The organism is Streptococcus infantis (assembly GCF_047463655.1).
GTDB classification, from domain to species: Bacteria; Bacillota; Bacilli; order Lactobacillales; family Streptococcaceae; genus Streptococcus; species Streptococcus infantis_Z.
This window is the reverse complement of the sequence record NZ_JASHDM010000002.1, coordinates 148718-161577: the sequence shown is the minus strand read 5'-3', so window position 1 is coordinate 161577 and position 12860 is coordinate 148718. Positions and strand designations below refer to the sequence as shown.

At 42.1% G+C, this 12860-nt stretch carries 10 protein-coding genes; 9 read left to right on the top strand and 1 reads right to left on the bottom strand.

All coding sequences use genetic code 11. The annotated features are described in order from the left end of the window. Positions 1-11 precede the first annotated feature (11 nt). From QM877_RS03085 to QM877_RS03060, 6 genes are all read left to right on the top strand, one after another. The gene (locus QM877_RS03085; protein WP_414317631.1) at positions 12-467 is read left to right on the top strand and encodes a GNAT family N-acetyltransferase; all 456 of its coding nucleotides are present in this window, start codon (positions 12-14) and stop codon (positions 465-467) included. Positions 468-552: 85 nt separating this feature from the next. Continuing rightward, positions 553-1302 (top strand): tRNA pseudouridine(38-40) synthase TruA, encoded by a 750-nt coding sequence (truA, locus tag QM877_RS03080; RefSeq protein WP_316108489.1) that lies wholly within the window; start codon positions 553-555, stop codon positions 1300-1302. Continuing rightward, positions 1292-2065 (top strand): bifunctional hydroxymethylpyrimidine kinase/phosphomethylpyrimidine kinase, encoded by a 774-nt coding sequence (locus QM877_RS03075; RefSeq protein ID WP_414317549.1) that lies wholly within the window; start codon positions 1292-1294, stop codon positions 2063-2065. The genes truA and QM877_RS03075 overlap by 11 nt, the downstream gene beginning before the upstream one ends. Further along, positions 2043-2510, top strand: a complete 468-nt coding sequence (locus QM877_RS03070) for an ECF transporter S component (RefSeq protein ID WP_414317548.1) — start codon at positions 2043-2045, stop codon at positions 2508-2510. The genes QM877_RS03075 and QM877_RS03070 overlap by 23 nt, the downstream gene beginning before the upstream one ends. A 49-nt stretch (positions 2511-2559) precedes the next feature. Then, positions 2560-2784 carry a YqgQ family protein gene (locus QM877_RS03065; RefSeq protein WP_000646475.1) on the top strand — a complete coding sequence of 75 codons (225 nt, stop codon included), beginning with the start codon at positions 2560-2562 and terminating at the stop codon, positions 2782-2784. A gap of 5 nt (positions 2785-2789) precedes the next feature. Beyond that, positions 2790-3173, top strand: a complete 384-nt coding sequence (locus tag QM877_RS03060) for a rhodanese-like domain-containing protein (protein WP_414317547.1) — start codon at positions 2790-2792, stop codon at positions 3171-3173. 180 nt (positions 3174-3353) lie between these two features. On the opposite strand, the gene QM877_RS03055 is transcribed toward QM877_RS03060, so the two are convergent. Further along, positions 3354-4079: a pseudouridine synthase gene (locus tag QM877_RS03055; RefSeq protein ID WP_414317546.1), complete on the bottom strand. Its 726-nt coding sequence runs from the start codon at positions 4077-4079 to the stop codon at positions 3354-3356. A gap of 161 nt (positions 4080-4240) precedes the next feature. Between QM877_RS03055 and typA the strand changes: the two genes are divergently transcribed. The 3 genes from typA (at position 4241) to QM877_RS03040 (ending at position 12843) form a co-directional block, all read left to right on the top strand. Then, complete coding sequence (gene typA / locus QM877_RS03050; RefSeq protein ID WP_060956097.1) at positions 4241-6082, top strand: translational GTPase TypA; 1842 nt, start codon at positions 4241-4243, stop codon at positions 6080-6082. A gap of 19 nt (positions 6083-6101) precedes the next feature. Next, the gene (locus QM877_RS03045) at positions 6102-6347 is read left to right on the top strand and encodes a DUF3165 family protein (RefSeq protein WP_414317545.1); all 246 of its coding nucleotides are present in this window, start codon (positions 6102-6104) and stop codon (positions 6345-6347) included. Positions 6348-6714: 367 nt separating this feature from the next. After that, positions 6715-12843: a G5 domain-containing protein gene (locus tag QM877_RS03040; protein ID WP_414317544.1), complete on the top strand. Its 6129-nt coding sequence runs from the start codon at positions 6715-6717 to the stop codon at positions 12841-12843. Positions 12844-12860: the final 17 nt, after the last annotated feature.

Sequence of the window (12860 nt, the reverse complement as noted above, 5' to 3'; positions counted from 1 at the left end):
TAGGAACAAATATGAAAATTCACTTTGAAAAAGGACTTCAGTTAGAAAATGCCCGACTTATTTGTCAGTGGTCTAATGCTTTGGGAGAAAGTTTTCAGAAGCAATGGATGGGGCCAAAAATTTCTTATCCCTTAATTGCTCAATCCTTACAAAAACTGGAAGGAATTTTTTCCATTTTTGTTGGAGAAGAGTTTGTAGGCGTCATCCAGAAAATCAAACTAGAAGATAAAAATCTTCATATCGGAAGATTTCTCATAGCTCCACATAAGCAGGGGAAAGGATTAGGTAGAAAAGCTTTTCAATACTTTCTTCAAGAAATGTTTGAAAATGAAGAAATAGAGAGTATTTCCCTAACGGTTTTTGAGTCAAATCAAATAGCTAGAGACCTCTACCAAAAAGAAGGATTTGAAATCGTTCAAACCATTGAAGTTCCAGAACGTAAATATATAATGAGAAAATCTAGGTAAAGACTAGATGACACTGAGAACTGTCCCCGTACAATTCTCAAATCCCAAGCTTGTTGCAGAGAAATTTTCTTGATAAAATAGATACATGACTAGATATAAAGCTATAATTTCTTATGATGGCTACGCTTTTGCTGGTTTTCAGCGGCAACCTCACGCGCGTAGTGTCCAAGAGGAAATTGAAAAAACTTTAACCAAATTAAATAAAGGACAGGCCATTACCATCCATGGCGCTGGGCGAACGGACAGTGGCGTTCATGCTTTAGGACAGGTTATCCACTTTGATCTTCCCTATCAGATGGATGAGGAAAAACTTCGCTTTGCTCTTGATACCCAAAGTCCTGAAGATATCGATGTGATTTCGATTGAGATAGTGGCTGACGATTTTCATTGCCGTTATGCCAAGCATAGCAAGACCTACGAGTTTATCGTGGATAGAGGACGTCCTAAAAATCCTATGCGCCGCCATTATGCGACGCATTATCCCTATCCGCTAGATGTGGAGCGGATGCAGCTTGCTGTAAAAAAACTAGAGGGAACACATGACTTTACTGGTTTTACAGCATCAGGTACTAGTGTAGAGGATAAGGTTAGGACGATTACGGAAGCCAGTCTTAGGGTTGATGAAACAGGTCAGTTTTTGACCTTTACTTTCTCTGGCAATGGTTTTCTCTATAAGCAGATTCGAAATATGGTTGGAACCTTGCTGAAAATTGGCAACAACCGTATGCCGATTGAACAGATTGACCTCATCTTGGAGAAAAAAGACAGACAGTTGGCAGGTCCAACTGCAGCACCCAATGGTTTGTATTTGAAGGAGATTCGTTATGAAGAATAATCGTATTTTAGCACTTTCAGGAAATGATATTTTTAGTGGTGGTGGATTAGCTGCTGACCTTGCCACCTATACTTTGAATGGTTTGCATGGATTTGTAGCCATGACCTGCTTGACTGCTTTGACAGAAAATGGCTTTGAAGTCTTTCCAACTGATGAAACTATTTTTCAACAACAGTTGGATAGCCTCAAGAGTATAGACTTTGGAGGGATTAAGATTGGTCTCTTGCCGACAGTCGGTGTTGCTGAGAAAGCCTTGAATTTTATCAAGGAACGTGAAGGAGTTCCAGTAGTCTTGGACCCTGTATTGGTTTGTAAGGAAACGCACGACGTTGCAGTCAGTGAGCTCTGTCAAGAGTTGATTCGCTTTTTCCCTTATGTATCAGTGATTACTCCGAATCTTCCTGAGGCAGAGTTGCTTGCAGACCAAAAGATTGAAAGTCTGAAAGATATGAAGGCTGCAGCGCAGAAATTACATGACTTGGGTGCACCAGCAGTGATTATCAAGGGTGGAAATCGCCTCAGTCAGGATAAGGCTGTGGATGTCTTTTATGATGGGGAGAATTTCACTATTCTTGAAAATCCAGTTATCCAAGGACAAAATGCTGGTGCAGGATGTACCTTTGCATCAAGTATTGCTAGTCAGTTAGTCAAGGGAGAGGAACTATTACCAGCAATTGAAACTTCCAAAGCCTTTGTTTACCGTGCCATTGCACAAGCAGATCAATATGGAGTGAGACAGTATGAAGCAAACCAAAACAAGTAAAATCGCCCTATTATCAATACTAACTGCCCTATCGGTAGTTTTAGGTTATATTGTCAAAATCCCAACCCAAACAGGAATCTTAACTCTACTAGATGCTGGTATTTTCTTTACTGCTTTTTATTATGGAAAACGGGAAGGAGCTATTGTCGGAGGTCTAGGAGGTTTCATTATTGACCTAATCTCAGGTTATCCTCATTGGATGTTCTTCAGCTTGCTTTTCCATGGCTTGCAGGGTTACTTTGCAGGTTTTAAAGGAAAATGGCAGTGGCTTGGATTAGTTTTGGCAACTTTTCTCATGGTAGCTGGATATGCATGTGCGACTTCTTGGATGAAAGGTTGGGGGGCAGCCCTAACAGATATTCCTCACAATTTGTTGCAGAATTTTGTTGGAATGATTGTTGGGTATCTTCTATATCGGAGTATCAAGAAAATTAGTAAGCAGTAAAAATAGTCTTCCATGGGAACTATTGAAAAAACTCTGATTATTTGCTAAAATGAAAGCTATGAAAACACTCTATGATGTGCAACAATTTCTCAAACAGTTTGGTATCATTGTCTACATGGGAAAACGTCTCTATGACATTGAGCTGATGAAGATCGAGCTATCTCGAATCTATGATGCAGGCTTGATGGACAAGCTGGATTATCTTGAAGCAGAAGCTGTTCTTCGCAGAGAGCACAAACTAGAATTAGACTATTTAGAAAAAAATGGAGATTAGGTAATATGGGAACTTGGGTATTATGGGGACTTATTGTAGCGATGTTGGCTTGGATGGGATATAACTATCTTCGCATTCGTCGTGCAGCGAAAATTGTAGACAATGCAGAGTTTGAGTCTTTGATTCGTACAGGTCAGTTAATTGACTTGCGTGATCCAGCTGACTTCCACAAAAAACACATCCTCGGAGCTCGTAATATTCCTTCAAACCAATTGAAGACAAGTCTTGCAGCTCTTCGCAAGGATAAACCTGTCCTTCTCTATGAAAACCAACGTGCGCAACGTGTCACAAATGCAGCACTTTTCTTGAAAAAACAAGGTTTCTCAGAAATCTATATCCTCTCTTACGGATTGGATTCTTGGACAGGGAAAGTGAAAGTTGAAAAATAAGAAATGGCGGTGGGACAGAAATCGATAGACAAAGTCTCGATTTCGTAGTCCCAGCCCCGCGAGGATGATTAGGAGCTTTTTGGAGTCTAAAAGACGAACAAAAAGTTCAATCAGCAACCGCGTCAAAGTTTGATTGCTAATAAAAAGTGAGGTCGGGATCTTTTGTCCCAACCTCATTTTTTAACCACTTTTTCTAAGAAAGTCAAGAATGATTGCCAATTCTTGTGAGTTTAGATGTCGATAGTCGCCTTCTTGGAGATTGTCATCAAGACTCCAAGGGCCAAAATGGGTGCGTTTGAGAGCGGTAACCTTGACACCAACAGAGAGGAACATTTTTTTTACCTGATGAAATTTCCCCTCAGAGATGGTAATGGTGGCTTGGCTGAGACTAGGACTTGAGGATAAAATCTCAAGTTGAGCAGGTTTACAGATAGTTCCATCAAGAAAGACAATCCCATCTTTAAACTCTTGGATATGGTCGGGAGTCAGTGGCCCATTGACCTCTACTTGGTAAGTTTTATCGACATGATACTGAGGATGGAGGAGTTGAAAACCTAGGGGACCATTATCCGTTAAGAGGAGGAGACCCGTCGTATCCCGATCCAGACGGCCGATGGCGTAGAGTTGGTCAGACTGGAGATGCTGAGGAAGAAGGTCCATGACAGTTGGGAGTTTTTTATCCTTGCTTGCAGTTACGACTCCGTTTGGCTTGTGTAGCATGAGGTAGGTGTGTTCATATCCTTGGATTTTTCTACCCTGAAAAATCAACTCTTGTAATCCAGTATCAACATTCTGTGCAAGGGAAGTAGCAGGGACTCTATCTACTAAGATTTCTTTTTTTAGGAGAGCCTGTTTCATGGCTTTTCGACTGATTTTTTCCTGGGCTAATAAATTATCTAAACGCATACCAGCTTATCTTATCACAAGTTGTTTGCTTTGAAAAGGCTTGATGTGAAAAGAAAAGCATAGTGAAAACATTTACACTTACTTGAATTAAGTCATTTGCTTAAAATTGTGGTATAATCGTTCAGTTAGAAAATAAATTTTTGAATACAATAGAGGAAATCATGACAAAATTAAGAGAAGATATCCGTAATATCGCGATTATTGCCCACGTCGACCACGGGAAAACGACCCTCGTTGACGAATTGTTGAAACAATCTGAAACTCTTGACGCGCGTACAGAGTTGGCAGAGCGTGCTATGGACTCAAACGATATCGAAAAAGAGCGTGGGATCACTATCCTTGCGAAAAATACAGCCGTTGCCTACAACGGAACTCGTATCAATATCATGGATACACCAGGACACGCGGACTTCGGTGGAGAAGTTGAGCGTATCATGAAAATGGTTGATGGTGTCGTTTTGGTCGTAGATGCTTACGAAGGAACTATGCCACAGACTCGTTTCGTATTGAAAAAAGCCTTGGAACAAGACCTTGTTCCTATCGTTGTGGTTAACAAAATCGATAAGCCATCAGCTCGTCCAGCAGAAGTAGTAGATGAGGTTTTGGAACTCTTCATCGAGCTTGGTGCGGATGATGATCAACTTGACTTCCCAGTTGTCTATGCATCAGCAATCAACGGAACTTCTTCATTGTCAGATGATCCAGCAGACCAAGAAAAGACTATGGCGCCAATCTTTGATACCATTATCGATCACATCCCAGCTCCAGTTGATAACTCAGATGAGCCACTTCAATTCCAAGTGTCACTTCTTGACTACAACGACTTCGTAGGTCGTATCGGTATCGGACGTGTCTTCCGTGGTAGTGTAAAGGTTGGGGACCAAGTTACCCTTTCTAAATTGGACGGTACAACTAAGAACTTCCGTGTCACAAAACTTTTCGGTTTCTTTGGTTTGGAACGTCGTGAAATCCAAGAAGCCAAAGCTGGTGACTTGATTGCCGTATCAGGTATGGAAGATATCTTCGTCGGAGAAACCATTACTCCTACAGACGCAGTTGAAGCACTTCCAATCCTACACATTGATGAGCCGACTCTTCAAATGACTTTCTTAGTTAATAATTCACCATTTGCTGGTAAAGAAGGTAAATGGGTCACTTCACGTAAGGTTGAAGAGCGCCTTCAAGCAGAATTGCAAACAGACGTTTCTCTTCGTGTTGACCCAACTGATTCACCAGATAAATGGACTGTTTCAGGACGTGGAGAATTGCACTTGTCAATCCTTATCGAAACCATGCGTCGTGAAGGATATGAACTTCAAGTATCTCGTCCAGAAGTTATCGTAAAAGAAATCGATGGTGTTAAATGTGAACCATTTGAACGTGTTCAAATCGACACACCAGAAGAGTACCAAGGATCTGTTATCCAAAGTCTTTCTGAACGTAAAGGTGAAATGTTGGATATGATTTCAACTGGTAATGGTCAAACTCGTTTGGTTTTCCTTGTTCCAGCCCGTGGTTTGATTGGATACTCAACTGAGTTCTTGTCAATGACTCGTGGTTACGGTATCATGAACCATACCTTCGACCAATACTTGCCATTGATTCCAGGTGAAATCGGTGGACGTCACCGTGGTGCACTTGTTTCTATCGATACTGGTAAGGCAACGACTTACTCTATCATGTCTATCGAAGAACGTGGAACAATCTTTGTTAACCCAGGTACTGAGGTTTACGAAGGAATGATTATCGGTGAAAACTCTCGTGAAAATGACTTGACTGTTAATATTACGAAAGCGAAACAAATGACCAACGTTCGTTCAGCAACTAAGGACCAAACAGCGGTTATTAAGACTCCTCGTATCTTGACTCTTGAAGAATCACTTGAGTTCTTGAACGACGATGAATACATGGAAGTAACGCCTGAATCTATTCGTTTGCGTAAACAAATCCTTAACAAGGCAGAGCGTGAGAAAGCAAACAAAAAGAAAAAATCAGCTGAATGAGAGCTAGAAAGAGCAGAAAATGGTCTATTTAATCATAGGGATTTTATTACTCTTACTCTATATATTTGCGACACCTCAAAGTATCAAGGGGACGGTCAATGTTGTAATATTAGTCTTTGGACTTGTTGCCCTCGTGATTTTGCTTATGTTGTCCATCCTGCAAATCTTTCAGCTACCAACAGAATTCTTTATTACAGTAGCTATGCTGGTCCTCACGTACTTTAGTTTACGAGATATCTCCCTAATATCGGTGAAAAAGAGATAGGTATGTGGCTTTGGAGTTCTATTAGGATTCGGTAAATATTTTGATAAAACATAACTACCACAAGTGAAGTCAGTAAAACTGAGTTTACTTGTGGTTTTTGCTTTGTATAATCTAGAAATTTAGGCTCTTTAAGCTTCATCGGCCTCCTACTTTCATTCACTAGATTTTTATTAAGTAGCAGATAATAGAAGAACTTCTGGGAGGAAATCACGTTCTTATTGTGAATGTTTACAAAGAATACGGTTGCTTTTCTTTCAAAATTGGATAAAGAAGTTAGATATGGCAATTTTATTATTCAAATCCTTTGTAGGCGTTTACTATTTTTGATATACTGGGAAGAGGAATAGATACGAAATTGGAGTTTATCATGAAACAACATCATTTTAAAGCAAAACAACGCTTTTCTTTGAGAAAGTATGCAGTAGGAACTTGTTCCGTCTTATTGGGAACGAGTTTGTTTTTTGTAGGCACAGGTGGAAATGCCGTGCTTGCAGAGGAAAGAATTCCTCAGCTAGTGTCACACTATGTGGAAGATAAAGATCTTCCTGAATCTTTGAAGGCTGAACTACGTTGGTTTGAAGAGAATGCTATCCAAGTGGAGGAAGGTCAGGATTATTACTTCGTCTACCGTAAGTCTGCTACTAAGTTACCTGATACTGGCTTGTTTTCAAATGCTATCCTACCTGTCTTAGGTACAGGTATCTTGTTAGTTTCGCTCACTCTCATTAAAAAGAGAAAAGGCGCCTCTCTCTTTCTAGTGACAGTTTTGGCTGTAGGTGGTACTGCACTATCAGTTTCTGCCTTGGAGAACTTAGTAGAGCTTCGTCCAGCTCTTGTCAAAACAGTTGCAGGAGAATTTTTGCCTAGTCCAGAAAAGATTGAGGGTTATGAATTTACAGGCTATTATTTTGTAAAGAGAAATGGAGAAGTTTCTAGAAATGAAAATACAAAACCTCATTCTCCACAAGCAGAGAAGGTAGAATCCACCTCAACCCCAAGCGAAGGTACTCCGAGCTTGGTCGAGGTGAAGCCAGAGCTTGAAGTTACGACAGAAGCCATTGCTTATGATACTATTTATCAGGATGATCCAGACTTGCTTAAGGGTCAAACACGTGTCATTCAAGCAGGGGTTGCAGGTGAGCGTACAATCTTAACTAAGGTCACGATTGACGATGGCAAGGAAGACCGCCAAGTCAAATCCAACACTGTAACTGTGGAGCCAGTTACTGAAATCATCGCAGTAGGCACTAAGGTAGAGTCCACCTCAACTCCAAGTGAAGGAACTTCAAACTTGGTAGAGGTGAAGCCAGAACTTGAGGTTACGACAGAAGACGTTGCCTATGACACTATTCATCAGGATGATCCGGACTTGCTTAAGGGTCAAACTCGTGTCATCAGAGCAGGCGTAGCAGGTGAGCGTACTATTTTAACGGAAGTGACGACAGTCGATGGCAAGGAAGACCGCCAAGTCAAATCCAATACTGTAACTGTGGCGCCAGTTACTGAAATCATCGCAGTAGGCACTAAGGTAGAATCCACCTCAACCCCAAGCGAAGGTACTCCGAGCTTGGTCGAGGTGAAGCCAGTGCTTGAAGTTGCGACAGAGACCATCGCCTATGACACTATTTATCAGGACGATCCAGACTTGCTTAAGGGTGAAACCCGCCTTATCCGAGCAGGGGTTGCAGGTGAGCACACTATTTTAACCGAGGTGAGGACTGTAGATGGCAAGGAAGACCGCCAAGTCAGATCCAATACTGTGACTTTGGAGCCAATTACCGAAATCATCGCAGTAGGCACTAAGGTGGAATCCACCTCAACCCCAAGCGAAGGTTCTCCAAGCTTGATCCAAGAAAAGCCAGAGCTTGAAGTTACGACAGAAGCCATTGCCTATGACACTATTCATCAGGACGATCCAGACTTACTTAAGGGTCAAACTCGTGTTGTTCGAGCAGGCGTCGCAGGTGAGCGTACTATTTTAACGGAAGTGACGACTGTAGATGGCAAGGAAGACCGCCAAGTCAAATCCAACACTGTAACCTTGGAACCAATTTCTGAAATTATCGCAGTAGGCACTAAGGTAGAGTCCACCTCAACTCCAAGTGAAGGTGCTCCGAGCTTGGTCAAGGAGAAGCCAGAGCTTGAAGTTACGACAGAAGCCGTTGCCTATGATACAATACATCAGGACGATCCAGACTTGCTTAAGGGTCAAATCCGCCTTATCCGAGCAGGCGTTGCAGGCGAGGGCACTATTTTAACCGAGGTGACAATTGTCGATGGCAAGGAAACTCGCAAGCAGGTCTCTAATGAAGTTACGACCGCGCCCGTTACCGAAATTATCGCAGTAGGCACTAAGGTAGAATCCACCTCAATTCCAAGCGAAGGTGCTCCAAGTCTTGTTGAAGATAAACCAGAATTGGAAGTTACGACAGAAGCAGTTGCCTATGACACTCTTCATCAGGACGATCCAGACTTGCTTAAGGGTCAAACCCGTGTCATCAGAGCAGGAGTAGCCGGTGAGCGTACCATCTTAACCGAGGTGACAACTGTCGATGGCAAGGAAAATCGCAAGCAGGTCTCTAATGAAGTCACCAACTCCCCTGTATCAGAAATCATCACAGTAGGCACTAAGGTAGAATCCACTTCAATTCCAAGCGAAGGTATACCAAGCTTGGTCGAGGTGAAACCAGAGCTTGAAGTTGCGACAGAAAACGTTGCTTATGATGCTATTCATCAAGACGATCCAGACTTACTCAAGGGTGAAACCCGCCTTATCCAAGCAGGCGTAGCAGGTGAGCGCACGATCTTAACCGAGGTGACGACTGTAGATGGCAAGGAAGACCGCCAAGTCAGATCCAACACTGTGACTTTGGAGCCAGTTACCGAAATCATAGCAGTAGGCACTAAGGTAGAGTCCACCTCGACCCCAAGTGAAGGTACTCCGAGCTTGGTCCAAGTGAAGCCAGAGCTTGAAGTTGCGACAGAAGCCGTTGCCTATGACACTATTCATCAGGACGATCCGGACTTGCTTAAGGGTCAAACACGTGTCATCAGAGCAGGCGTAGCAGGTGAGCGTACAATCTTAACTGAGGTCACGATTGACAATGGCGAGGAGGTCCGCCAGGTCAAATCCAATACTGTAACTGTGGAGCCAGTTACCGAAATTATCGCAGTAGGCACTAAGGTAGAGTCCACCTCGACCCCAAGTGAAGGTACTCCGAGCTTGGTCCAAGTGAAGCCAGAGCTTGAAGTTGCGACAGAAGCCGTTGCCTATGACACTATTCATCAGGACGATCCGGACTTACTCAAGGGGCAAACACGTGTCATCAGAGCAGGGGTTGCAGGTGAGCGCACTATCTTAACGGAAGTGACGACTGTAGATGGTAAGGAAGACCGCCAGGTCAAATCCAATACTGTAACTTTAGAGCCAGTTACCGAAATCATAGCAGTAGGCACTAAGGTAGAACCGGCGCCAGTTCCAGAACCTAAGATTGAAACCCAAACAATCTCCTACAAAACAATCTATCAAGCAGATGACAGCCAAGAGGTCGGTTCTAGAAAGACGAAAACACATGGGGTCAATGGACAAGTAGAAACCACTACCCGATATACAAGAGATCAAACAAGTGGACAAATTACAGAGGTTAGTACATCAAAAACTCTGGTGGAAAAGGTAGATGAGGTTGTTCTAGTTGGGACCAAACCAAGTGTAGAAACAAGGGTCATCGCAAATAATACGGTTTATGAAGTGGACCCGACACTTCCTTATCAAATAGAAAAAGTTGCTGTTCCAGGTAAGGAAGGAATCGGAAAAACGACTACCACCTATCAAGTAGATGCTCAGACAGGTCAGGTTACAGAAAGAGATCACCAAAAAGAAGTAACAGCTCCGATTGATAAGGTAGTGAAGGTCGGAAATGTCCAAACCATTGTGACACCAATTCCAATCAAGGAGGAACGTCGTCAGGATCCAACACTTGATAAGGATCTTGAAAAAGTAGAAAGCCAGGGCGATCCTGGCGAGACCACCACTACCAGAGTTTATGAAGTAAATTCTCAAACAGGTGAATTGCTATCACACACGGAAACAAGTACTGTGACAAAAGCAATGAAACCAAAGGTCATCTTGGTGGGTACCAAAGAAACCAAACCTCATCTTCTTCCAGTGAATACGGAGTTAGAAAATGCTATTGATGTAAGACCAGCTAGCCAAGGAATGAAGGCTGTGGACCTGCTTTCCAATGCTTATGTGACAAATGCCCTCAGGCCAAATATTCTGGGGCGAGATATGATTAGTAAGAAGATTGAACTTAAAAAGACAAATCCTGCTATTACAGATGAAGAGGTTAAAGAAGTCCTTCGCAAAGAATATCTAGAAAGATTATCTATTAAAGACACACTTGAAGAAACGAAAAAGACCCTAGATACAGACCTGAAAAAAGTTGTAGCCCATACCTTGAGTGTGCTTGGGAACACAGCGGAAAGCAGAGCTAAGGTTCAGGCAGATTTAGAAGCTAATAAGGAAAAGATTCTCCTAGGTTTAACCTATATCAATCGTTTCTACAATATTGATTTTGGCAAGACCAACATCCGTGATATTCTTGCCTACAATCCAAGTTCCTTTGGTAAGAAGGTGACATCACTAGAGTGGCTAACATCTCTAGGTTCAATGAGCTATGATGAGATGAAACTGGTCAATAGTCCTCGAACATTTGAAACATACTTTGGAAAAGTAACAGACAAGTCAAGCCTATTAGACTTCCTTGACTATAACCGAACAACCTTTACAAACATGGATGGTGATACTTGGCTGAAGGATGCTACAAAAGCCATCGTTGTTGAGAAGAAATCCAAAGAGAAGACAGATGAAAATGTCAGTCTCTACACGAAGTTGACCTCTGATCCTGCCAAGTACGGGGCAGAACCCCAACAGATTGAGAATCGCAAACAATATAACATGGCTACCCTTCTAGGCCTAGTAAACATCAAGGAACCGAGCATCTATGCTATTACTAATATGGCAACTGTTTCCTACGGAAATATCGGAACTTATATGGATACCTCACTGGCTCAAAGCAATCCTGCTCAATATAAGGCTGAATTGGAAAAAGTGAAGGCTCTGGTTGAATTGACGGCTGAGCGTCAGGCTGCTTATGTTGATACGCTTTATAGAATCACTAAAAAAGACAATCAATCAAAATTAGTAACCAACCGTTTGATTGTGGATACTATGAAAAAGTATACTAGCAAGCAAAATGCAGGCATCAAGGAAACCTGGTCTAAGGAGTTTGGTTCAGAGGCGGATAAGGGAGTCAAGGACTTCGTGTCTCCGCTAGGCATGTATTCTCCGCCTCAATCAGTAGGTGCTGAGGCAAATGGTGCTGGTGTGCGCTACTTTATTGATAGGGTTTTGGACGATCGAGGGTCAGCAACCTATTCTCATGAAATGACTCACTTGTTGGATCGCACAGTCCTCTTTAATAATTATGGTCGACGAGATGGTACTGGAGCAGAATTCTATGCACGTGGAATCTTTGAAAACTCCTACACTCCTGAAACAGATAGCTACTTTAATTTGAACTTTGTCTATGATGAGAGTGACAAAGACAGTTTCTACAACAAGACACCTGAGCGCTTTAAATCAGCCGCAGATTTGAAAGAATATATGCACGGTAGTTTCGATGTTCTCTATACTTTAGATTATCTAGAAGCTGAGGCAAGTCGAGGATTGTCAGCAGCGGATAAGGCAGTCTACTTCAAGCAACTTTTGCCGAGTGCGACAAGTGGTTCAAGAACTCCTGTTTCTTATCCAAATCCATCTGTCAAACCAAGCCACCAGAGCGAGGAAATCAAGGCTTTAACAGAGGCAGATGCTAGCAAGCTAGGAGATGTTCATAGTTTGATTGACAATCATATCGTGGTAAATCGCTATATCATTAAAGGATTTACGGCTACAGGGAAAGTAGATGCCAATGGTTATTATACCGTTGATATGTTTGATACGATTTATGGTGTCAACGAAAATGATAAGGGAATGAGTGGTGATATCAGCTTTAGAAAACAAGCCTTTGAACTCATGGCAGGACTTGGCTATTACGAAGGTTTCGTTCCTTATGTCTCTAATCAGTACAAGCAAGATGCTGAAAAAGAGAATCGCCCCTTGTCAGACCGATACATCTTTGAAAAGATCTTAGCTGGTAAGACCTATGCCCAATTCAAGAAGGAACAAATGGATGAACGGATTGCGAATATCAGTAAGTTAAAACCGATTACCATTGACTACAAAGGTAAGCAGGAAGTGATTTCCAGTCCTGAACGAATGAAGCAATTGATGGAAGAAGCGGTAAAAGAAGAACTTGCTCAGATTAAAGCAGGAAATATCAGTCAAAAACAATACCGTTTCATTGAAACTCCTGTTCAGAAGTTGAAAAAAGCTATATACAAAGCATATCTCAAGGAATCAGATGAGTTTAGAAATTCTATTTATTCTGCTTAAGAGCAAGATCAGTCTAT

Excerpts from the sequence above, each read along its gene's own strand:
- QM877_RS03085 (WP_414317631.1), top strand. The coding sequence starts at position 12 with ATGAAAATTCACTTTGAAAAAGGACTTCAGTTAGAAAATGCCCGACTT.
- truA (WP_316108489.1), top strand. The coding sequence starts at position 553 with ATGACTAGATATAAAGCTATAATTTCTTATGATGGCTACGCTTTTGCT.
- QM877_RS03075 (WP_414317549.1), top strand. The coding sequence starts at position 1,292 with ATGAAGAATAATCGTATTTTAGCACTTTCAGGAAATGATATTTTTAGT.
- QM877_RS03070 (WP_414317548.1), top strand. The coding sequence starts at position 2,043 with ATGAAGCAAACCAAAACAAGTAAAATCGCCCTATTATCAATACTAACT.
- QM877_RS03065 (WP_000646475.1), top strand. The coding sequence starts at position 2,560 with ATGAAAGCTATGAAAACACTCTATGATGTGCAACAATTTCTCAAACAG.
- QM877_RS03060 (WP_414317547.1), top strand. The coding sequence starts at position 2,790 with ATGGGAACTTGGGTATTATGGGGACTTATTGTAGCGATGTTGGCTTGG.
- QM877_RS03055 (WP_414317546.1), bottom strand. The coding sequence starts at position 4,079 with ATGCGTTTAGATAATTTATTAGCCCAGGAAAAAATCAGTCGAAAAGCC.
- typA (WP_060956097.1), top strand. The coding sequence starts at position 4,241 with ATGACAAAATTAAGAGAAGATATCCGTAATATCGCGATTATTGCCCAC.
- QM877_RS03045 (WP_414317545.1), top strand. The coding sequence starts at position 6,102 with ATGGTCTATTTAATCATAGGGATTTTATTACTCTTACTCTATATATTT.
- QM877_RS03040 (WP_414317544.1), top strand. The coding sequence starts at position 6,715 with ATGAAACAACATCATTTTAAAGCAAAACAACGCTTTTCTTTGAGAAAG.